Origin of the sequence: Paenibacillus sp. PL91, assembly GCF_012935325.2 — a bacterium.
Lineage (GTDB): Bacteria > Bacillota > Bacilli > Paenibacillales > Paenibacillaceae > Pristimantibacillus.
On the sequence record NZ_JABBYG020000007.1, the window covers coordinates 385,208 to 409,462 of the forward strand.

The following is a 24,255-nucleotide window of genomic DNA, read 5'->3' on the forward strand; positions in this document are numbered from 1 at the left end:
ATCAAAATATGAGGAGGTAGATGTTTTTGAAACATCTAATGAAGCAAAAGCTCGTTTCAATGATTCTGTTCGTAGCACTCTTAACGACAATGGCGATCCCCGCTGTTTCGGCGCAGGAGCTCAGCGAATCTTCGGAGGAAGCGCAGCCGACGGCTGCAGCAGAACAGACGGTATCAGGCTCAACCTATTATGTGAGCAATGCGGGAAATGATGCAAACGATGGTAAATCGGAAGATCAAGCGTGGGCATCATTAGAGAAGGTCAACAGCGTAAGCTGGCAGCCCGGGGACCGGATTTTATTCAAGGCTGGAGACGTATGGAATGGCTCCTTGAAGCTAAGAGGGATTTCGGGAACGCAAGAAGCGCCTATTGTTTTCGATAAATACGGCAGCGACGATCCGTCTATAAGACCGATCATTAATGGCAATGGTACAACAACGACTGAAAAATCAGCTATTATCCTTAACTATGCAGGTGTAAAAGATAAAACGTTATCCGCAACGATCGATGTTGTCGATGGCAGCTATCTGCAATTTAGCAACTTCGAATTAACGAACAAAAACCCTGACGTTGTCTCTCAGCGTGCGGGCATCAACATTAGAACGGCCTCGACAAATGTAACGGAATGGGAAGCTAATCCACACCGGGGCATCGTAGTAAGAAACAACTACATACATGATGTCGACGGCAACCCTTCAGGCTGGAAGGTAGGCAGCGGCGGCATTCTGATCCTAGGCAATATTGAGGATGTGCTCGTTGAGGGGAATACCGTTGAACGAGTTGATATTGAAGGGATTCGGAATGCGGGACTTTACCGGGAAGGCGACACGAAAGCCAACTTTCCTAGAGTTCTCAAAAATATCGTGTTCAATAACAATTATGTTGCCGACGTGCAGGGTGACGGCTTCGTCATGAGCAATGTGGGAACCAACGGCAGAATGGAATACAATACGGTTGTCAGACATTCTGCGAAAAATGTAGGCAATGTTAACTATGCCGGCCTTTGGGTCATCGGCGTAAAGGATATGGTCATCCAATATAATGAGGTGTATGGCGGTATTTATGGCTACAACGACGGACAGGCTTTTGATGTGGACATGTTCTGCGAAGGAACGCTGTATCAATACAACTATAGCCATAGCAACCGCGGCGGATTCATTCTATTTATGAGCGGCTCCACAAACTCGCTCGTGCGCTATAACGTCAGCGTAAATGATGGAGACGGACGATATCTCTTCCATTACCTGCCGACTACGCTTGGAGATGCGCCGCTGATTCATAACAACACATTCTTTACGGATGCGCATGTGCAGACGAAGCTGATCAGCGATCCGGGAAAATATTTAAGATTTTACAATAACATCTTCTACTCCAAGGCCAATACGCCGATCGGTCAAGATCGCTTTGCTGGCGGCGAAGTGAAAAATAATATCTTTTATCCGGGGAGCGGCTATCTTGACTTGAAGCTTACTGGATTGTCACTCGAACAAAACTTGTTTGCGAGTCCGCAATTCGCAAGAGCGGGCGAGGAGCCAAAGGATATCGTTAACGCTAGCCAAAGCGCGTTTGATGTAGAAAAGTTAAATGGATACAAGCTGCTTCCAGGCTCGCCGGCTATCGATGCGGGGATGGATATGACGGCCTTGACGCCGTCCGTATGGGCATCTGCGACAAAGGACTTCTTCAATAATCCGATTTCATCAGCTGCTAAAACGGATATCGGAGCGCATGAATATTCGGGTGATGCGCCAAGCGAGCAGGCACCGGAAATGATGCCGCAAACCATCGTCATCGACAAGCCGGTGCTGGAGCTTCATGCCAAGCATAGAGGAGAGAAGCTGTCCGCAATAGTCGGGCCTGAGAATGCTTGGTTTAAAGGCATTAAGTGGTCCAGCAGCAATCCAGCTGTAGCGGCAATTAATGCGCAAGGATTTGTGTCGCCGCTGCTTGAGGGAGAAACGACCATTACGGCTGAAAGCACCATTAATCCGAGTGTTAAAGCGGAGTCACGGGTCATTGTTCACGCACCTTCCAAGGTCATATCCTATCAGATCGCTTCGGACGGCACGGAGCTATCGGATGAGAAATCTAAGCTGCAGCTAAGAATTGACGGTGTGACCGAGGAACAAAATACGATCCAATATGCAGATTATCATCAAGTGGAGTATGCGACAAATAATGAGAATGTTGTTGTTGATTCCTTGACGGGCAAGCTTGAAGTGACCGGCGACTTAAGCGGTGTGACGGAGGTTGAGGTTTCCGCTAAGGTGCAGGAATACAAGGATTTAATTTATTCGGAAAGCTTCGAGAACGGCTGGAATGACTTCACGCCGGAGACGGGCACGAGCATAACAACGGGCAGCATATCTGATGCAGTCGCGTATCATGGCGATCAAAGCGCCCTTTATGTAGTTGGAAACGGCAGCAATGCCATTCAAAAGGTGTTTGGCGGCAAGCAGCAGGGCGTCGTATCGATGATGCTTTATGATGACGGCTCCGAAAGCTCGAAGACGCGAGTGGTCGCGCATGTCGGCAACGCTAGAAGCAGCTTGCTGGCAGGAATGGGCTTGCTCTATGATGGCAGCGCTTATGGCTCATTGACCCATTACTCGGTAAGGGCAAGCGCTTCTTCAACCGCATGGGAGGCAACGCCGATTAAGCGGAGCGTAGGCTGGCATGAGCTGAAGTGGGATTACACATCGGGAACCGATTTGAAGATGTATATCGATGGTCAATTGGTGAAAACAACGACAGCGATTGCAAGCTTTGACCGGATCGTACTCGGCTACTTATGGGATAGTGCGAATGGACGTACATTTGCCTTCGATAATATCAAATACGCTTCGACGGGCGAGTTAGTCACATTGCCGACCAAAGCGCTAACGCTTCATGTAAAACAGCCTGTGCCTGAGCCGCCAACATGGGAGAAAGGGGCAGTAACCGCTTCGAACGTGTCTCAAACCGGGGTAACCTTGGACTGGAGCGGGGCTGATGATGCGCCTAGCATTACCGAATACGCAGTTTATAAAGATGGCGTAAAGCAGGCGAGCGTAGCAGGCAGTGTATATAGCTATCAAGTTGTCGGGCTGACTGCGGACACATCGTACGCGTTCAAAATAGAAGCGAATAACGCAGGCGGCAAATGGAGCGAGGATGGCCCTAGCGTTGTTGTGAGGACGCTAGCGAATTCCACCTCGCCTGGCGACGGCAACCCTGGAGGGGGGATCTCGAAGCCTGAACCGGAGAAACCGGATGTAGAAGAGCCTTCCAAGCCATCCGTACCTATCGTTCTAACTGATATTGAAGGCCACTGGGCATCCAAAGCGATTCAAGAAGCGGTTCAGCTTAAATTCATAAACGGTTACACGGACAATACGTTCCGTCCGAATGCAAACGTAACGCGTGGAGAATTTGCGGCGATGCTAGCAAGAGCGCTGCATTTGGAAGCAGAAGCAGATATCGATTTTGCAGATTTGAACCAAATTCCGGCTTGGGCTAGGCCATATATTGCGAGCATGGTGAAGTCCGGTATTGTAAGCGGATTCCAAGACAATACTTATCGTCCGGCTCAGGCCATTACGCGCATAGAGATTGCGGCGATGATTGTCCGGGCGTTAAAGCTTCCGCTTGAGAATCATGTAGAGTTAACGTTTAAGGATGCGGATGAAATATCGGCATGGGCAAAGCCATATGTAGCCGCGGCATTCAAAGCGAAGCTTATTCAAGGCAGAGAAGGCGGCATCTTCGCTCCTGCGGATAACGCAACCAGAGCAGAAGCAGTTACGATGATTTTAGCATTGCTGAATAGCAAATAGGCGGTCAGGGATAAGGGGAGCGTTGGACTAACGCTTCCCTGTCCCTTTTTTTGCAGTTATAGATCTTGGAAGAGATGGACAATTTATATTTGTGGGGTAGAATAGGAATAGTTATAGAAGCGTATATTGGAAATCGTGACAAAGTTGTTACGAATCCTGATTCAGACTTGCGTCCGAAGCCACAAAAAGCTAACATATAGTAATATAGGTTACGTGCGAAAAAAAGGAGGTCCCTTCATGTTTTTGGCAGAAGAAGCAGCTCAAGCAGCAAGTAAAATTGGTACTTTCGATTGGTTTATGCTTGCCTTTACCATTTTGATCGCAATCGGTCTCGTTCGGCTATTGAACGCTCGTCCGAAGAAAAACATTTTCGCGATCGGCTTTACGACAGTTTCGCTGGCATTGTTTTTATTGATCGACTTCATTATGATCACAAAAGTTTGGATGGCGTAGCATGTCGCATAGAAAAAGGTCTGCCGGACAAGTCCGGCAGACCTTTTTCTTGTTGATCTATTATACCCACCACATCTCGCCAAGCGGCTCGCGGATGAGAATTTGTTGAAGATTTTGAACAGCCTTCGTGAAGCCTTCGTCTACGGACATCAAGCCGTCTTCGTGCTCGATGCTGACAACGTAGTCGTAGCCGACAAGACGAAGCGCGCTAAGGATGTCTGCCCAAGTTTTAAGGTCATGGCCATAGCCAACCGTACGGAACTGCCAAGCGCGATCGAGCATCAGGCTATAGGATTGCATATCCGTTACGCCATGATGATTGACGTTGATTGGATCGATCGTTGTATCCTTCGCGTGGAAGTGATGGATCGCGCCTGCACGGCCAAGAATATGTACCGCTTGAACAGGATCGATGCCTTGCCACCACATGTGGCTTGGATCAAGGTTAGCGCCGATTGCGTTTCCAGCCGCTTCGCGAAGGCGAAGCATAGTAGCCGGGCTGTGAACGGAGAAGCCGCCATGAAGCTCAAGGCCAATTTTTACGCCGCCTGCAGTTGCAAGCTTAGCGATCTCAGACCAATATGGAATAACTTTTGCTTCCCATTGCCATTTCAAAATATCTTGGAAATCATTTGGCCATGGAGCAACAGGCCAGTTCGGATATTTAGCATCCTCATGGTCGCCTGGGCAGCCGGAGAATGTATTGACGACCGATACCTCTAGACGGTTGGCAAGCTCAATCGTTTTGCGAATAACCTCATCATGCTCCGAAGAAATCGCTTTTTGCGGGTGAAGCGGATTGCCGTGGCAGCTAAGCGCGCTGATCATCAATCCACGTGATTCTACCGCATGCTTAAACGCTTTCAGTTTGCCTTCATCCGCTAGCAATCCATCCAAATCGCAATGCGCGTTTCCTGGGTATCCGCCAGTTCCGATCTCAATGGCATCAAGTCCTTTGGAAGCGATATAATCGAGTGCTTCCTCGAACGGTTTTTGTGCAAAAAGCACGCTGAATACTCCTAATTTCATTTGTTCATTTACCTCCCGAATCCATCAAATGGATTGATTTAGTAGTCCAATATAGTATACCACTTCTGTAATGAGAACACATAATGGAAACGACTTTTGACAAAATCGCATAATAAATAAACAAAACAAGCATAGTGCGCGAACAATGCCGGTTTGAATAGGCCTCTATGGAACTAGCAATCTCTCTATTTTTCGTTGTTGGTGATGGAGAAATATGCTATATTACGAAATGGTTGTTAAATATTGTATTGCAGGATCAATACCGAAGCCAGTATAGAGACAGGGAGATGGAATCCATGAAAAGCAGTGTGCTGCGTGTTTGCAGTTTTATCGTTTTAGGAGCGATTGTCGCTGCAGGAACAGCATGGGCTGCGGGTACAGGCACAGGCAATTCAGCAACGCACGCATTGAACGCGATTAAGGTTAATGGTGAGGTTTATGTGAAAGCGGGCTCGTTGACGAACACGCTGGGCGGAAGCGGAACATTTGATTCGAAGACGAACACTTATGTGTATAAGCCGGTCGATATTCCATCCGTCGTCAAGAAGGTATCGCCTTCCGTCGTCGCCATAATCGGCAAGCCGAAGGATATCGGCTCGGCTGATCCGAGATATGCGTTGGCGCACGGAACGGGTGTAATTATTAAGGCAGACGGATGGATCGTAACAAATGCGCATGTCGTCGAGGATATGACCAATTTGGTTGTCGTAACGGCAGACGGCAAGCAGTATGATGCAGAACGAACCCATCATGATGAGGCGAGTGACTTGGCGCTTGTGAAAATTAAAGCTGCGAAGCTTCCTACCGCGAAGCTGGCGCCGTCCCCGCTTAAGGTACAGGTTGGAGAAACGGTTGTGGCGATTGGTACTCCAGTATCATTCTCGCTTCGCAATACAGCGACAAGCGGTATTTTGAGCGGTATGAACCGCAGTGTCTCATCAGCCTATAATCTCCTTCAAACGGATGCAGCCATTAACCCTGGCAACAGCGGCGGACCGCTCGTCAATATGAAGGGGGAGGTCATCGGCATCAACTCTTTGAAGTTTGTAGAGGTAGGCGTCGATAATCTCGGATTTTCTATTCCTGCCGATACCGTACAATACGTTACGAATCACTTTTTCAAATACGGGCATGTCAAACGTGCATCGCTTGGACTGGGGCTTGAGGAAAGCTGGTCAGCATTTATCGGCATCCCGACCTCTGATCCATTAACGGTCAAATCCGTAACTTCGTCAGCAGCCAAAAAAATCGGCATTCAAAACGGCGATTTGCTTTATAAAGTTGCAGGCAAGCAAGTATCCACGATCGTTGAGCTTAATGAGCTGCTGAAAAGCTATTTGCCTGGTCAACAGGTCGAGGTTATGCTGCAGATCGACGGCGATCTTGCGACTCGGAAGCTGACACTAGTCGAAGGTTAATTTTAAGGATGAAGCCCAAAAGCATCGCAATTATTTGATAATAAGGAGCTATTTATCATGAAAATGAATTTGTACAAAAGAATGTTTTCTCTTCTGCTGCCAGCATTGCTTATCCTTGCTATGCTGCCAATTGCCGTATTCGCCGCAGATGCAGACAATAAGGTTGAAGTTCGTTTGAAGACAGGAAGCCCCACGGTCAAAATTAACGGGAAGTCGACTACCGTCGTACCCCCATTTGTAAGCAATGGCACAACAATGGTTCCGCTGAAGGTCATTACAAATGCTTTTGGAGCAGGACTTAAATTGGAAAATGGCAATGTGATTACTCTTACATACAATGACCGCAAGATCGTCCTAACCTTCGGAAGCAAAACGGTAAAAGTAAATGGTGCTGCAAAAGCAGTAGCCGTCGCTCCTGTAGCCGTCAAAGGCTCGACGATGGTTCCGCTTCGCGTTATTGTAGAAGCCTTTGGCGCGAAAATAACAGCTGACAGCGCAACGAAAGAAACGGTTATCGTAGGTGTCCGCGCGCAAACGTCAGGAGCTGGCGGAACGTCGATCGATTCGGATTTCGGTAAAACAAAAGTTGGCGACAGCTACTATGGTTGGTCGTTGAAATATCCAACAGGTCTCGTTCAAGTTCTTCAAAGCGACAACGGTGATTTTGTAAAATGGGCAGATACGGTGGATGATTCTAAAGTTGCTGCGCAAGTAAACGTGTTTACTGAGCGTGTCGGCGACGACGAGCTGTCAATTGAAGAAAAGCGAGAACTCATCCTGTCCTATTATGATGAAGATGAGATTACGGTGGATAAACGTGCCATTACGGTGAATGGTCTTACATTTGAGAAGGTGGTAAGCTACGCGAAACAAACAAAAATGTATTATGAGTACCGCGGCATTCAGAAAGAGGATACCTTTTACATTGTAATTGTAGGTGCAAAAGGTGCGGACAAAACGGTGCTGAACAGCTATGATGCGTTTTTAAATAGCTTTGTGCCTTCCTTTAACCAAGCGGATACGACGTTAAAAGATATTACGAAGGTGAAGAATGGATCCATTACGTTTAAGGATGCTGACTATGGCTTGACCGTTAAGCTGCCGGCCGACTGGAGCAGCGATCCGGAGAGCACGACACCATGGTATGAGAATGATACCGATGCTTTCCAATTCTCGTTCTCAGCAGCTGCACCGGGAGATACGCTTGAGAACTGGGCGTCACGCAGGGAAGCGCGTATTCGCGAGGACTACGCTGCTTCAAATCTTCGCAATATAGCGAAGGCACCGATTACCTTGCTAGATGGCAATGCTCAAACGCTGAGCTATGAGATTTCATTCGGCGACAACATTTGGTTTACCTATATCGAGGTTACCTACATTTCTGGGGACTATCGTTACTCGTTCGACTATATATACCCTTCTTCCAATAGTACGAAGAGCATGCAAACGTACAAGCAGATTATTGGCTCCGCTGATATCGATACGGCTTTTATAGAGAAAAGCTTTGGAACCGTCGAGGATGATTATGATCTGGTTGACCGCAGCGGGAAAACAATGAAGCGCAGCTCAACCTATGGGTACTCCATTGATATTCCTACATACTGGGATGGCGTGCAAAACAACTTGGACAAGGATGAGGTCTTTTTTTCCTACAGTGCGGGAGATCTCCAAATTTTCGAGTCGAACGAAAAAGCTGCGTCAATCGTGTCGACTGTATTAGAGGTTCCAAATTCAAATGATGGTGTCTCAGAGGGGGTTACGGCTAAGGGATCTTCTGCGGTAACGATCAATGGGAAATCGGGGCAAAAAGTAGAACTTCACTACTCTACGCCAGAGGAGGATCTACCTTATACGCTTGCCATGTATATCTTTGATACTGAAAAGGGTTCGATCGTGTTTAGTTTTATTACGTACGATATGCACGCAACGGATAGCAACCTTAAAATGATTAACGATGTGGCGCAATCGATACGCTTTAATTAATTTAAGTCGATAATGGCAAGACCGGTTTCCCAAGCGGGAATCGGTCTTTTGTGCAAAAGGTAGCAATTTGGTGACAAATGATGAATTCATTCAACTTAGACCAAGAAAATGCCGATATTTAAACAATCGTTTTATATAGATAAGCTAGGAGGGGTTTTGGTTGAATGGTTTGATCCGCTTTTCGATGAATAAAGTGGCCGCAATGATGATTTTAATCGCGATGCTAATCGGAGGAGGACTGTACTCGGCATCATCGCTCAAGGTGGAAAATATTCCTGATATCTCGTTCCCAGTCATTATGATTGTGACGACCTATCCTGCACCGCCTACGGATGTGATGGAAGAGGTGACGAAGCCAATTGAGGATAAGATCGCTAATCTTCAAGATTTGGATACGTTGAGCTCAACATCCAGCGATAATGTATCGAGCATAGTCGTACAGTTTAAGCAAGGCGCGGATATCGAGAAAAAGAAGAAGGACTTGGAAAGCTTAGTGCAGGAGGTCACGCTGCCTGCCAGCGCGGCTTCGCCTAAAGTGATGACCTTCGGCTTTTCCTCAAGCCCGGCCTATTATTTAACGCTCTATGCGGACGAGGGGATGTCGCAGGGCGAGCTGAATAAGCTGTATGAGGACAAAATCAAGCCGAGTCTCGAAGGTGTCGATGGCATTGACCATACGGACTCGATTGGCGTGAGCGAGACGACGCTCGACATTTTGCTGAAGGCGGATGCCTTGTCCGTATTTGGGCTGTCGGGGGTAGAGGTTACGAGCGCGATACAGTCGGCTCTGACTAACGGTGCTGTAGGCTCCGTCGAATTAGACGGAAAAGCGCAAATGGCACGCGTGAAGGGCGATTTAAACAGCATTTACGGATTGCAAAATCTAGAGCTGGCTACAAGTAAAGGACAGACGGTATTGCTGAAAGATTTGGCGGAAATAAAGGCTGTTAATGATGAGAAGTTTATTGCAAGGTTTAACAGCAAGCCTGCGCTAGGCATTCGATTGTATAAAACAAGCGCGTCAAACGCTGTTGATTTCTCAGACGCAGTCAATGCGGTTATCGCCGATTGGGAGAAGCAGCAGCCTCAGATTACGTTTAATAAAATTTATGACAGCGCCGATGAAGTGAGGAAGTCGATTGGCGGCATTTTGAAGGAAGGCTTTATCGGGATTATTCTCGCATCGCTCATGATCTTATTGTTTCTTCGCAACATAAGAATGACGTTAATTGTGCTTGTTTCGATCCCGCTATCGGTTTTAATTACGCTAGTGATGATGTCGAGCCTGAACATTACGCTTAACATTATGACGCTTGGCGGCATGTTTATCGCAATTGGACGAATCGTGGACGATAGTATTGTCGTTATTGAGAATATTTACAGCAACTTGGAAAAAGCGCAGGAGCGCAACCAGTCGGTCGTCATCATGGCCGCGAAGCAGGTATCGATGGCTATTACGTCCTCGACGCTTGTTACGGCTGGCGTATTTTTGCCGCTGGCACTAGTAACGGGCATCGTAGGGGAAATGTTCAGGCCATTCGCTTTGACCGTGTCCTGTGCTTTGCTTGCATCTCTGCTGGTTGCCCTGACGGTCATTCCGATGATGACCAAGCTGCTCGTGCTTCGCAGCAGAAAGCAATTCAAAATGAAAGAGCATTCGCATGAAGGAAAGATACCGCGTTTCTACCAGCGCGTGCTTGAATGGTGCCTGTCGAACAGAATCAAGACGCTGCTGCTGTCACTCGTCTTATTGATAGCGACAATGGTCATTACGATTCCGAATTTGGCTGTTAACTTCTTGCCCTCAGGCGGACCGGAGAAGCTTGTTTTCATTCAGGTGAAGCTTCCATACGAAACCTCGCTTGCAAGCAGCGACCTGCAGATGCAGCAGATCGAGAACATGCTGCTTGAAGCGAAGGACAGCGCAGGGGACAAGCTGTTTACCTTTGTAGAATCTTTGGTTGGCTACAATGATGATGATGAGCAGATCCCTTACATCACAAACATAACGGCAGAGCTCAATGAAAATGCTGATGTAGAGCGGGTTCTGGAGCAATATAAAGAAATGATCGAAGCCCAGCTTCCGCAAGGGTCTGAAGTGGAGACGCAAACGACCGGAGGAGATACGGGGGGTGTAGGTACATCCAACTTCTCCTATGTGCTGAAAGGGGAAGACCAGCAATTGCTGGAGCAGGGCGCGCGCCTTGTGAAGGAGAAGCTGCAGCAATTCCCGGAGCTAATCAATATTGAGGATACGCTTAGCGATGCGAAAACAGAGGTAAGCATTACCGTCTCGCAGTCCAAGGCAAGAGAGCTCGGCCTATCGCCGGCTCAAGTACGGGACGCGGTAAGCATGTGGATTGCAGAGCAGCCACTGGGTGACATCCGTCTCGATAATCAGCTGTATACCGCGGTTGTGAAACTGTCCGACGAGGATAAAAACTCGATGGAGCGGCTTGGCAAAATGCCGATTCAATCGCCAACAGCCGGAATCGTCTACTTGCAAGAGGTGGCTAAGCTGGAGGAGGTACAGGCTCCGGTGTCGCTAAGCAGGGAATCGCAATCGCAAATTGTGAAAATAACGGCGTTGATCAATTCGCCTAACCAGACGGTGGTCAGCGCGAAGGTATCGGCTGCGCTCGTAGATATAGAACTGCCTACAGGCGTTTCGACCGAGATACAGGGTGTCTCGGAGGATATTGCGGAGAGCTTCTCGCAATTGTTTCTAGCGATGGGCATTGCTATAGCCATTGTCTACTTCATATTGGTGCTTTGCTTCGGCAATGCGAGTACGCCATTCGCGATTCTATTCTCGCTTCCGCTTGCTATTATTGGAGGATTGCTTGGGCTGCTTATATCCAATGAATCCATCAACGTCACCTCCTTGATCGGATTTATGATGCTGATCGGCATCGTTGTCACCAATGCGATCGTCCTGTTGGACCGCGCGCAGCAGCTGCGGGAGGAAGGCATGCCTGTCCGTCAAGCTTTGATCGAAGCGGGCCTCGTTCGTTTGCGTCCGATCATTATGACTGCCGTTGCGACGATTGCGGCTATGGTGCCGCTGGCGCTGGGCGCTGGCGAAGGTGTGCTTATCTCCAAAGGACTAGCCGTTGTTGTTATAGGCGGATTAATTACTTCGACGCTGCTTACGCTGGTCGTCGTACCTGTCGTATATGAAATACTTGAAGCGCTCAAAAACAAAATGCTGGGCAGGCCGAATAAACCTGCAGTCCCTCATCCGGACAACCACACACCTAAAGGATTAGAGGTATAGAAGGGAGCTGAATCATATGTTTCTACGATTTACAAAAAGGAAGCAAGGAGCGGCGGCAGCCGCTTTTATCGCAATCGCTCTATTGCTGGCGGGCTGCTCCGCAGCGGAACCTGTCGCAGAAGAAAGCGGGAACGCACCTGCCATCGAAATTAAGACGGAAGCCGCCGCCAAGGTTAGCATGGGCGAGCCGCGGGAGCAGGTAGCGGAGGTGAGTGCAGCAGTCAGGCTGGATATTCCTGCGCTTGCAAGCGGAAAAGTCGTTCAACTATTAAAGAAAAACGGCGATTCAGTCAAGGCAGGTGAAGTGATCGCGAAGCTGGAATCTCGCAGCGCCGAGCTGCAGAAGAAGCAAGCGGCAGCAGGTCTATCAAGCGCTCAAAAATCGCTTGAGAAGGCTAAGGTCGATCAGGCCGCAAGCCGCGCCGCTCTTGTGAATTCGATCGCAGCGCTGGAGGATGCGTTTATTCAAGCAAGCTCGCAGGAGGATCAGCAGTTGATCGATGCAGCGCGCCGAAATTTGGAGTCTGCCAAGCAGCAGCTTGCCTCCCATGACAGCGCTAATTCGCTTGTCGTATATGAAGGGCAAGTGGATGCCTCCAAAGTTCAGCTGGAGCAGGCTGATTTGACGCTCGAGAGCTTTAACATTGCAGCTCCGGCAGCCGGAACGCTTACGGATCTTGCCATTGCCGAGGGAATGGCGATTAATGGCGGCACGACGATCGCCGTTGTTCAGAACGTGAAGCAGCTGAAGATCAAGACCGAGCTGAGCGAGCCTGCAGCGGCGCTCGCTCGCGGCAAAAAAGAGCTTCTCTATTATAATGCCGATAATCCGTCCGACAAGAGGAAGGCGACAATCGTCTACCTCTCAGACGTTCCGAATGCGGCAAGCAGAATGTACGCGCTCGAATTAACAGCGAATAATTCAGATGGCGCCATAAAGCCGGGCGAGCGCGTACACGTACAATTGACAACGACCGAGGAAGAACTGGTTGTGGCTGTTCCATCGCTAAGCGTGGTCAGAGCGGGCAGCGATACTTTCATTTATATTTCGAGCGCTGGCGTTGCCGAGAAACGAGCCGTAAAGCTCGGCCGGGTAAGCGGCATTTACCAGGAAGTTTTGGAAGGGCTGAAGGAAGGCGAGACGGTAGTCGTGTCTGGCCAGCATTCGCTGAAGGACGGCCAAAGCATACAATCTGGCGCGGTCGAATCAAAATAAAGGTGAAAAGACTGGCTTCCGCTGCTCGGGAGCCAGTCTTTTTGCGCGATGCCAGTATTGTGTAGTGGTATAGCTGTCTGTGGTTTGTTAAGATAGTAGGAGCAGGTTTGAAGAATGTGAGGGATAGATCGTTAAAATGACAGATACAATAGTAAGATCGGACATAGAGCTGCTGGCTCCGGCTGGCGATTGGGAATGCATGCGGGCGGCCGTAGCGAATGGCGCCGATGCTATATTTTTTGGCGTAGAGAAGTTTAATGCCCGCGCCCGCGCGAACAACTTCCGGAGCGAGGAACTGCCGGAAATTATGGCTTTTCTGCACACGTACGGCGTGAAGGGCTTCCTGACGTTTAACATCCTCGTCTTTGAGGACGAGCTGAGAGACGCGCAGAAGCTTATTGAAATGTGTATTGATGCAGGTGTTGATGCGGTAATTGTACAGGATCTCGGCCTCGTGAAGCTCATTCGCGAGCTTTCGCCGGACTTCCCGATACACGGCTCGACGCAAATGACGATAACATCGCCAGAAGCGGTAGAGTTTACGAAGCCGTTTGGGCTTGAGCGCGTCGTGCTTGGGCGCGAAAACAACTTGAAGCAAATCCGCACGATTGGCGAGCAGGCGAAGCTTCCGATGGAAGTATTCGTGCACGGCGCGCTTTGCGTGTCGTATTCGGGTCAGTGCCTCACCTCCGAGATGTGGGGAGGACGCTCGGCCAATCGCGGCGAATGCGCGCAGGCTTGCCGGCTGCCGTATGATTTGATGGTTGACGGCGAGGTGCAGCCGATGGGAGACATCGCGTATTTGCTGTCGCCGAAGGATTTGGCGGCGATCGATATTGTGCCGGAGCTCATCCAAGCGGGCGTGACGTCGTTTAAAATAGAAGGGCGTCTCAAAAGCCCGGAATATGTCGCGAATGTCGTGAGCAAGTATCGGCGTGCGATCGATAAATATTTTGACGGCGATTTGTCGAAGCCGTCGGTGGAGGATGTGCGTGAGCTGCAGCAAAGCTTCTCGCGCGGCTTCACGCATGGTTTTCTGTCGGGAACGAACAACAAGCAGCTCGTAGAAGGCACGTTCCCGAAAAGCCGTGGCGTCTACCTCGGCCGTGTAGAGCGCATTATGCGCGATGCGGTTACGCTGCGGATCGACGCGCCGCTTAAGCGCGGAGATGGCATTGTGTTTGACGCAGGCGACCCGACGAAGAAGGAAGAGGGCGGCCGCGTCTACGATATTCGCCGCCAAGGCGTGAAGATCGAAGGCGAAGCGCAGGAAGGCACGATGATTGAGCTGGTAGCGGGCCGCAATGATGTTGACTTGCGCAAGGTGCATGTCGGCGACCGCGTCTGGAAAACAAGCGATCCTGCGCTGGACAAGCGTCTGAGAGCGACCTTTGAAACGGAGAAGCCGTATCGCGTATTCCCGCTTCATGTAAGAGTAACCGGCGCGCTTGGGCAGCCGATGCGTACTTGGTGGACCGATGTTCAGAAGGGCACGACGGTAGAGGTTGTGACCGAGCTTGAGCTGGAGCAAGCGCAAAAGCGTCCAATGGATGCGGCGCTGCTTGAGGATCAGCTGGGCCGTCTAGGCGGTACCGTGTATCAGCTGGAGAAGCTTGAAGTTGAGCTGCAGGGCGATTTGATCGTTCCGATCCGCGAGCTGAACCGGCTGCGCCGCGAAGCGGTAGAGCTGCTTGCTGGCGAGCGTCCGAAGCCGCCTGTCTATGTGAAGAATATTGTAGCTTCACGCGAGGATGTCTACCAGGCTGATGCAGCGAAGAAGGATATTTTGGCGCCGCAAAGCGGCAAGGATGCGAAGCTGATCGCATTATGCCGCAGCCTTGAGCAGGTACAGGCAGCGGTGACAACCGATATCTCTTACGTCTATGCCGATTTCGAATTCATTAAGCAATTTCCAGCTGCTGTAGCCGCTGCACGTGAAGCGGGCAAGCCGATTGCGCTGGCAACGCCGCGCATTCACATGCCGGGCGAGAACGGCTACCATGCGAATATTTTGAAGCTGCAGCCTGATGCGGTGCTTGTACGGAACACAGGTGCGCTCTATTATTACCTGCGTGCCCGCGCAGCGAATCCGGATAAGCCTTTCCCTAAGCTGATCGGCGATTTCTCGCTGAATGTGGCGAACCACAAGGCCGTCAATTTGTTTACGGATGTAGGTCTTGATCTCATTACGCCATCGTACGATCTGAACATTCAGCAAATGATCGATTTGCTTGAAAATTCGGATACGTCGATGCTGGAGATGGTCATCCATCAGCATTTGCCGATGTTCCATACGGAGCATTGCGTGTACTGTACGTTCATGAGCGAAGGGACAGACTTTACGAACTGCGGACGTCCTTGCGAAGAGAAGCGAGCTTCCTTGCAGGATCGCATCGGAATGGCGCATCCCGTTCGCGTGGATGAAGGCTGCCGCAATACGGTATACAACGCGATCGAGCAATCGGGCGCAGAATATATCCGCAATTTTGTCGGCTATGGCGTATCCCACTTCCGCGTCGAGTTTTTGGAAGAAACGCCGGAGAAGGTGCTTGAGGTGTTGTCGCTATACCGCGATGCGCTCGATGGCCGCATAAGCGGAACGCAGGTATGGCGCAGTCTGAAGGCAATCAATCAACTGGGCGTAACGCGCGGCCAGCTCGTGAAGAAATAAATGTTTTTTATGATAAATGACTAAACAATACGAGAACGAGCCATTAGAATCGCTTCTAAGGCTCGTTTTTTTATGCATATTGACGGTATTCGTAGTCGAATCCTTAAGTAAGGAAATAACAGTAAAATGACCATCTAATTTTTCCGTGCGGCGGTCAATAGATCAATTAACAGGAAAATCTCACGTTAAAATTGCGTTTTCACCTCAAATGGACGTGGAATAGAAATTTAACGGGAGAAAATCCTTCTACTTCTCATATTGGTCTAAAATTCCATGAATTAGCGGGATATTTTCCTGTTAATTTCCATGCTGATGCACGATCTATCGGCAAGCGGGCCTTAGAATCGCTGCTAAGGCTCGTTTTGTGCTTGGAAGTCCTAATTAAAGCCCCTAAATAGTTTGCATTTTCACAGATAACTGCATTTTAGCGCCTCCGACAAATGAGGCGTTTTTTTTCCATCCAGCAGATCATTTGACACGGTATTCCCGCTGACATAGCATAGAAGGAAAAGCAATGCTTCGACATTCGATTTTTGGGAAAAAGCGAGGTTTGGTTATTCATGAATGAGGTTTGGTTTTCTGGCTGGAGGCATGTGTTTAAGCTTGATCCCGATCGGGACATATCCGATGAGGCGCTGGATCAAATATGCACCTCAGGTACTGATGCGATCATCGTCGGAGGCTCCAGCGGCGTTACGTTTGAAAATACGGTTGATCTGATGGCGCGCATTCGCAGATATGCGGTAGACTGCGCGCTAGAAGTATCCAGCTTAGAAGGTGCTGTTCCCGGCTTCGACGGTTATTTTGTACCGCTTGTGCTGAACACGAGCCGGGCGGAATGGATTACGGGACGGCAAACCGAAGGGCTGATGGAATATGGCTCCTTTGTGCCTTGGGAGGAAACGGCTGCGCAGGGCTATATTATTTTGAATGCCGATGCAACGGCGGCGAAGGTAACGGAAGCGAAAACCGAGCTGACGGAAGCTGAGCTCATAGCCCATGTGCGGATGGCAGATCGGCTCATGCGCCTTCCGGTTATTTATTTGGAGTACAGCGGCCGATTCGGGGATATGCAGCTTGTGAAGCGGGCAAGATCGGCTGTCACCCATGCCCAGCTATTTTATGGCGGAGGAATCGATAATCCGGACAAAGCACGCCTTGCGGCGCAAGCGGCGCATACGGTAGTCGTCGGCAACATTATATACAGCGATCTAGGAGCCGCTTTGTCCACGGTGGCAGCAGTGAAGAATGCCTGATCTCGCGCAATTCTAAGCTTACAACGCAATGATACAAGACGCATCTGTAGAATCCTCCTGATGGTTATGAGCAATGATGACCAAAGGTCGATAATGCCAGATGCTTTTTTTGTTTCAATCCGCTCATACGTCGGTACTTGGTTATGAGGGAACAACGTTACGTATGGCTGCTGCTGGCGCATGCGCGAATAGCGATTGGACTGAATCAGTCTGTGCATCCGTTCAAACAACAAAAATGACATATTTTCGGACGCAAATGAAGCTTCATTTTTTGTATAATGCACTAATAACCATATTTGAACCATAGTCTCATGCTAAAAAGAGGCAGGGCTTCGCAATATCCATAAGCGGCAGGTTGCCTAGTATGCCAAAGGGCTTCAGTTGTTAAGACGCGAGGGTGAAGGAATAACGGAGAGCCTTGCGATTACGATTGCGAAAATCAATGGATGTTTAACGGCAAGTGCAAGGAGGGATTATTTTGAAAGCGATTCTTATCGATGATGAAAAACCTGCGCTGCTTCAGCTTGAGCGGCTGCTTGTTGCGGATGGCCGCATCGAGATCAGAGGCAAATTCACGACATTTGCGGAAGGCAAGGTGCATCTGGCGCAAGAGAAGGCGGATATCGTATTTTTGGATATCGAAATGCCTGATATAAATGGCTTGGAAGCCGCGGAATATATTCAGCAAATGGATAGCGCGATTACTATTGTATTCGTGACGGCTTTCTCCGAATATGCGGTTGAGGCTTTCGAGGTTCAGGCGTTGGATTATTTGCTGAAGCCAGTATATCCGGCTCGTCTCGCGAAGACGATTGATCGGATTACCGCCGATGCTGTACGCTTTGAAGTTCAAGCGGATTACTCGGCGGCTCTGGATGAAGGAGCACAAATCCTTTGCCTCGGAAAGCTTGTGCTGCGCAGCTCGCCTGATCGGGCAGAGCCCTTTAAATGGAGAACGTTAAAGTCGCATGAGCTGTTCGCCTATTTGCTTCATCACAAAGGAAAATGGCTGGACAAAGACCAAATTATCGAAACGCTATGGTCGGACTATGCACCGGATAAGGCAATCAATCATTTACATACATCCATTTATCAAGTCCGCAAGCTTCTTAAGGATTGGATGCCGAATATCAAGGTGGAGTTTGAGCGGAACTGCTATCGCCTTACAATAGAGAACCTTATTATGGATACGGAGCTGTTCGAGAAGGCAGCCGAGCAGCCGATGCTAACAGAGCAAAACTTAAAATATTATGAAAGCTTGCTTGCCTTGTACCGCGGCGATTACTTGGAGGAGCTTGATTGCGTATGGGTCCTTGCGAGGCGTGAGCAGCTCCGTCGTTTATATATGCAGATCGTGATCGCTGTTGCTGCCTATGAGCTTGAGATCGGAAGAGGCTCCCAAGCGGTGCTTCGGCTGAATGAGCTGCAAGAAAGAGAGCCGTATTCCGATGAGATTTGCCGTCAAATGCTTCTAGCCTACAAAAAGCTGAATGACAAGGCGGCGCTTCAGCGCTATTATGAAGCTTTTGAGGAGCTGGTCCGCAAGGATCTGAAGATCGAGCCGGAATTACGCACAAAGGCGCTATATGAGCAGCTTTATACGCAGCTGAAACAGGGATAGGTTATGGGTCCCTTCTCAACATGCTTGTTTGCGATGCCCTCTTGTAAGGCTCGCATGCATTGTTGTATTTTCTGGCTAAAGGAAGGCTGCTTTCCTAATATCTCAAATTGACACAGGAGTGGCCGTTGTCTACACTGAGAAGAGGCGAACATATGCGAACAAAGGAGTCGGAGCATGTTGAATTATATAAGTATCGAGCAGGCGGTGCAGAAGCTGAATCCGCCGCAGCGGGAAGCCGTTCAGACAACGGACGGGCCGCTGCTTATTATGGCTGGAGCGGGAAGCGGCAAGACTCGCGTACTGACACATCGAATTGCTTACTTAATAGAGAAGAAGCGTGTGGCGCCATGGAGTATTCTCGCCATCACCTTTACGAATAAAGCGTCACGGGAAATGCAGGATCGGGTAAGTGCGCTAGTTGGACCATCGGGCCGGGATATTTGGGTGTCCACCTTTCACTCGATGTGCGTACGCATTCTCCGCAGAGATATCGATCGGATCGGCTTCACGTCCAGCTTCTCGATATTGGATTCCTCGGACCAGCTCTCGGTTATCCGCGGCTGCATGAAGGATATGAACATCGATACCAAGAAGTTTGAGCCAAAGGCCGTTCAAGCCGCTATCAGCGGAGCGAAGAATGAGCTGATCTCGCCGGAGCAATATGAGCAGAAGGTCGGCGATTATTTTGAGGGCATCGTCGCCCAGGTGTTTACGAAATACCAGAAGAAGCTGAGAAGCAACAACTCGCTGGACTTCGACGATCTGATTATGATGACGATTCAATTGTTCAAGGATGTACCCGAGGTGCTTGAGTTTTACCAGAACAAGTTCCGGTTCATTCACGTGGATGAGTATCAGGATACGAATAGGGCGCAATACATGCTGACGCGCATGCTGGCGGATAAGCATCATAACATATGCGTAGTCGGCGACAGCGATCAGTCGATCTATCGGTGGCGCGGTGCCGACATTACGAACATTTTGAATTTCGAAGGCGATTATCCCGAGGCGCGGACGATTATGCTGGAGCAAAACTATCGTTCGACAGCGAACATTTTGGATGCTGCGAATGCGGTTATCAAGCTCAACTCTGGCAGGAAGCCGAAGAAGCTGTGGACGGATCAAGGCGCCGGGGATCTCATTTCCCTCTACCAAGCGGACACGGAGCATGATGAAGGTTATTTTGTAACCGGGGAAATTCGTAAAAATGTGAATAAAAGCTATAAATTTGCCGATCATGCCATATTGTACCGTACAAATGCGCAGTCGCGGGTAATCGAGGAAATTTTGATCAAATCCGATATTCCTTATCAAATCGTCGGCGGCATAAAGTTCTACGATCGCAAAGAGATCAAGGATTTGCTCGGATATTTGAAGCTGGTTTCCAATCCGGATGACGATATAAGCTTAGTGCGGATTATCAATGTGCCGAAGCGGGGCATCGGCGATACGACGGTTGGGAAGCTTGCGGATGAAGCGGCTAGACGGGGCACCTCGATTTATCGCGTCCTGAACAATCTTGGCGAGGTCGAAGTGAACGGAAGAACGCGCACGCTGCTTCGCGAGTTTTATGAGATGATCGACAATCTTACAAGGATGGTTGAATATTTATCGGTGACCGAGCTTACCGAGAAGGTGCTGGAGCTGTCGCAGTACCGCATGGAGCTGCATCAGGAGAACACGCTGGAGTCGAAGGCGCGCCTTGAAAATATCGATGAGTTCCTGTCCGTTACGATGGATTTTGAGAAGCGCAACGAGGATCGGACGCTCGTAGCGTTTCTGACGGACCTTGCGTTGATTGCCGACATTGATTCCTTAAACAAAGAGGAAGAAGAAGCGGAAAAGAACAAGGATGCCATCACCTTGATGACGATGCATAGCGCGAAGGGGCTTGAGTTCCCTGTCGTCTTTATCATAGGCATGGAGGAAAGCGTATTTCCTCATAGCCGTGCGCTTGCGGACAACGAGGAGCTTGAGGAGGAGCGCCGCCTTGCATACGTGGGCATTACCCGCGCCGAGAAGCGGCTGTATCTGACTTGCGCTCGCATGCGCACGTTGTTTGGCCGTACGAATAGCAATATGCCGTCCCGGTTTTTGCAGGAAATACCGGAGAGCGTGAGAGAAGGAGCTTCTAGCGGCAGCGGCGGCTACTCGCGTGCGGGCGCTGGCGGCGCAAGGAGCGGCGGCGTCAGCGTTACGGGCGGAACCGGCGCAGCGGCGCAGGGCGGCGCAAGCCGCGGCATTGCTGGGCGCGGGCCTGCTAGCGGCGCCGCAGGAAGCCGTTCCCCAGGTATGGGGGGAACGGGCCCAGCCGCGATGGGCGGCAGAGGCGGCGGCGTGCGGGTGAGCACGCCGTTGCAGGATGCCGCTCGGGCGGCCCAGAGCGGCGGCGCGGCGGGCGATGCCGCGCCGGGAACGTTTGCCACTGGCGAGAGAGTATCGCATGGCAAGTGGGGCATTGGCGTCATTGTCTCCGTCAAAGGGACGGGCAAGGACATGGAGCTTAACATCGCATTCCCGGCTCCGGTCGGCATAAAGCGATTGCTTGCAGGCTTTGCACCTATAACAAAAGTGTAAAAATGAATTAGCTACTTTGGACGATTAGAAGGAGGAGCCTCCCGTGAACGCTCAATTAGAGAGGATGCAACAGCTTGTTGCGATTATTACCGAGCATAATTATCTCTACTACACGCTTGATCAGCCCGCTATTAATGATGCAGACTACGACAAGCTTTATGACGAGCTCGTCGCGCTCGAAGCGGCATCTGGCGTCATATTGCCTGAATCGCCGACTCAGCGTGTAGGCGGGGAACTGCTCAAGGGCTTTGATCCTTACAAGCATCGCGCTCGCTTATGGAGTCTGGATAAGGCGCAAAATGCCGAGGACCTGCTCACATGGAATACGAGGCTGCTCAAAGCTGTTGCCGATTACAACGCAAAGCATCCGGAAGAAGAGCCGCTGCCGCAGCCAACCTATGTGGTGGAGCTGAAGTTTGACGGCCTGACGCTTAATCTAACCTATGAAGACGGACAGCTTGTACAGGCGGCGACACGCGGAAACGGTACGGTTGGAGAAGGAATCCTGCAGCAGGTACGGACGATTCGTTCGGTGCCGCTCACCATACCTTTTAACGACGGGATTATCGAAGTGCAAGGTGAGGGCATTATGCAGCTTTCCGTGCTGGCAAAATACAATGAAACGGCAGTTGAGCCGCTCAAAAACGCTCGGAATGCTGCGGCGGGAGCACTGCGAAATCTTAATCCAGCGGTTACGGCTCAGCGAAAGCTGAATGCATTCTTCTATAATATCGGCTATGCCGACGGAGTAGCCTTTGCAGATCATCGCGAAATGCAGCAGTTTCTAAAGGATAACCGATTTAAGGTGAATCCTTACGTGACTTATCAGAACACGATTGAAGAGGTGCAGGAAGAGCTGGTCCGGGTGACGGAGCAGCGCGAGCAGCTTGATTTTCTAATAGATGGTGCTGTTATTAAAGTGGTAGACATGCGTACGCGTGAAGCGCTAGGCTACACGGACAAGTTTCCACGCTGGGCAGTTGCCTTTAAATTCGAAGCGGAAGAAACAACTACGGTGCTCGAATCGGTATCGTGGGAGGTTGGCCGTACGGGCAAAATAACGCCGGTCGCACGCGTAGAGGCTGTTGAGCTTGCAGGGGTAACCGTTCAGAACTGTACGCTCAACAATATCGGCGATATCGAACGCAAAAACCTCAAGCATGCTTTGGGCACGCTCGTGACGATCCGACGCTCAAATGATGTTATTCCAGAGATATTGGGCAAGGCAGATGAGGAGCCGGGCGTGGAAATTGAATTCCCAACCGTTTGTCCATCCTGCGGCACGGAGCTTGAACAACGCGGGGCTCATCTATTCTGCAATAACAAGCTAGGCTGCCAGCCGCAAATTATCGGTCGTATTACGCATTTCGCGTCACGGGATGCGATGGATATCGATACGTTCAGCGTAATGACGGCGGATCAGCTTTACAAGGACTGTGAAGTGCGCGATCCTGCGGATTTGTATGCCCTAACCTACGATGACCTTATTAAGCTTGAGCGGTTCGGCGAGAAGAAGGCACTTAAGCTGCTCGCGGCTTTCGAGAAATCGAAGGAGCGGGAATTGGCGTCGTTCTTATTTGCGCTGGGCATTCCGAATACAGGAAAAGCGACGACGAAGATGCTGGCTGACCATTATGGCAATCTTGATGCCATTATGCAGGCTGAAGCGGAGGAGCTTGTAGCGCTTCCTGATATCGGGGGCATCGTGGCGGAGAGCATCGTTGGATTCTTTAACGATCCGATCATTATCGCAAGCATTGCCAGAATGCGCGAGCTGGGCGTAAAAGCGGAAGCCGAGCAGCAGCTGGTTGCGAGAAACGACAGTGTGTTCAGCGGGAAGACCGTCGTTCTGACCGGAACGCTGCCAACGATGTCCAGGGATGAAGCGGCAAAGCTGCTTGAGGCTTGCGGGGCTAAAATTTCAGGCAGCGTCTCCAAAAAAACCGATTTCGTCATCGCAGGTGAAAGCGCAGGAAGCAAGTTGACGAAGGCTAGGGAGCTTGGCATTACGGTTATTGAAGAAGAAGCGGAGCTAATGCGTCTTCTTGGCGAAACAACTGCTTAGAGTTAGCAGGTTCATGGGGAGTATGCAAAGGAATAGAGGATTTGAATAGAAATGCCAAGACGTAAACGAGCCTTAGAAGCGATTCTAAGCGCTCGTTTTCTTTTTTCTATTCGAGTGATTAACAATGCCATCGCGCATGCTTAACAGGAAAAACTCCCGTTATTCCTAAAGATCTCAGGCGAAATCAATGATTAGAAGGAATTGCTCCCGTTAATCATCCGAATTTAGGGGAAGGGGGTGAAAATGCTTCATTTAACTGGAGGTATTCCAGTTAAATGAGTATACTTTCGCCGCATCGGCAAATTAGCTGGACATTTTCCTGTTATTTCGGTTCAACAGCAATGGATTGAGGATGCTGTTTTTTGAAAAGCGCAACAAGCCATGGTAGGATCCTTGAGTCCTATTTTCGATAGGTCTTTTCTATTCAAGTGATATGGAGATTTCTACACCCCTCTAGCGGGTGGGTGTGGAGGTGAGTTTCGTTCATAAATCGATCAGTGTCGGTGGATGTGTCGAAAACCATGAAATACGGATAAAACAAAGTCGTTATTTGTAAAATTTTTCAACTTGTAATCTAATTGGCTAAGTGATATATTATTTCTTGTCGCTTCTGAGACACAGGCACAACTGAATGAGTCACAAACAAATGTGAAACAAACGGTTGACAGCGTCGAATGAAGATGATAATATCATTTCTTGTCACGACAAATTGTGACAAACAAGTTCTTTGAAAACTGAACAAATGGATCACGTCGATCCGATAATGTTTTAAAATAGCTAGTTAAGTATTGAGCAAGTCAAACACCAATTTGGAGAGTTTGATCCTGGCTCAGGACGAACGCTGGCGGCGTGCCTAATACATGCAAGTCGAGCG

General features: G+C 49.7%; 12 protein-coding genes and 1 rRNA gene. 12 read left to right on the plus strand and 1 reads right to left on the minus strand.

The window, feature by feature from the left end; all coding sequences use genetic code 11:
- Positions 1-26 precede the first annotated feature (26 nt).
- Both HI950_RS18645 and HI950_RS18650 read left to right on the plus strand, forming a co-directional pair.
- On the plus strand, positions 27-3,815 hold the full coding sequence (locus HI950_RS18645; protein WP_169084672.1) for an S-layer homology domain-containing protein: 3,789 nt from the start codon (positions 27-29) through the stop codon (positions 3,813-3,815).
- 237 nt (positions 3,816-4,052) lie between these two features.
- Positions 4,053-4,268 (plus strand): hypothetical protein, encoded by a 216-nt coding sequence (locus HI950_RS18650; protein ID WP_169084674.1) that lies wholly within the window; start codon positions 4,053-4,055, stop codon positions 4,266-4,268.
- A 60-nt stretch (positions 4,269-4,328) separates the two neighbouring features.
- On the opposite strand, the gene HI950_RS18655 is transcribed toward HI950_RS18650, so the two are convergent.
- Positions 4,329-5,297 carry a sugar phosphate isomerase/epimerase family protein gene (locus tag HI950_RS18655; RefSeq protein WP_169084676.1) on the minus strand — a complete coding sequence of 323 codons (969 nt, stop codon included), beginning with the start codon at positions 5,295-5,297 and terminating at the stop codon, positions 4,329-4,331.
- 296 nt (positions 5,298-5,593) lie between these two features.
- Here HI950_RS18655 and HI950_RS18660 point away from each other — a divergent pair, with 296 nt between their 5' ends.
- From HI950_RS18660 to HI950_RS18705, 10 genes are all read left to right on the plus strand, one after another.
- The gene (locus tag HI950_RS18660; RefSeq protein ID WP_169084678.1) at positions 5,594-6,715 is read left to right on the plus strand and encodes a S1C family serine protease; all 1,122 of its coding nucleotides are present in this window, start codon (positions 5,594-5,596) and stop codon (positions 6,713-6,715) included.
- Positions 6,716-6,772: 57 nt separating this feature from the next.
- Complete coding sequence (locus tag HI950_RS18665; RefSeq protein ID WP_169084680.1) at positions 6,773-8,698, plus strand: stalk domain-containing protein; 1,926 nt, start codon at positions 6,773-6,775, stop codon at positions 8,696-8,698.
- 160 nt (positions 8,699-8,858) lie between these two features.
- A complete protein-coding gene (locus HI950_RS18670) occupies positions 8,859-11,975 on the plus strand; it encodes an efflux RND transporter permease subunit (RefSeq protein WP_169084682.1) in 3,117 nt (1,038 codons plus the stop codon).
- 16 nt (positions 11,976-11,991) lie between these two features.
- Positions 11,992-13,191 (plus strand): efflux RND transporter periplasmic adaptor subunit, encoded by a 1,200-nt coding sequence (locus HI950_RS18675; RefSeq protein WP_169084684.1) that lies wholly within the window; start codon positions 11,992-11,994, stop codon positions 13,189-13,191.
- Positions 13,192-13,327: 136 nt separating this feature from the next.
- Positions 13,328-15,862: a U32 family peptidase gene (locus HI950_RS18680; protein WP_169084687.1), complete on the plus strand. Its 2,535-nt coding sequence runs from the start codon at positions 13,328-13,330 to the stop codon at positions 15,860-15,862.
- A gap of 560 nt (positions 15,863-16,422) precedes the next feature.
- Positions 16,423-17,118 carry a heptaprenylglyceryl phosphate synthase gene (gene pcrB / locus HI950_RS18685; RefSeq protein ID WP_169084688.1) on the plus strand — a complete coding sequence of 232 codons (696 nt, stop codon included), beginning with the start codon at positions 16,423-16,425 and terminating at the stop codon, positions 17,116-17,118.
- A 478-nt stretch (positions 17,119-17,596) separates the two neighbouring features.
- Complete coding sequence (locus HI950_RS18690) at positions 17,597-18,739, plus strand: response regulator (RefSeq protein ID WP_169084690.1); 1,143 nt, start codon at positions 17,597-17,599, stop codon at positions 18,737-18,739.
- 174 nt (positions 18,740-18,913) lie between these two features.
- Positions 18,914-21,316, plus strand: a complete 2,403-nt coding sequence (pcrA, locus tag HI950_RS18695; protein ID WP_169084692.1) for a DNA helicase PcrA — start codon at positions 18,914-18,916, stop codon at positions 21,314-21,316.
- 64 nt (positions 21,317-21,380) lie between these two features.
- Positions 21,381-23,381, plus strand: a complete 2,001-nt coding sequence (ligA, locus tag HI950_RS18700; protein ID WP_169084786.1) for an NAD-dependent DNA ligase LigA — start codon at positions 21,381-21,383, stop codon at positions 23,379-23,381.
- Between the two features lie 806 nt (positions 23,382-24,187).
- Positions 24,188-24,255, plus strand: a 16S ribosomal RNA gene (locus HI950_RS18705); the annotation flags it as partial.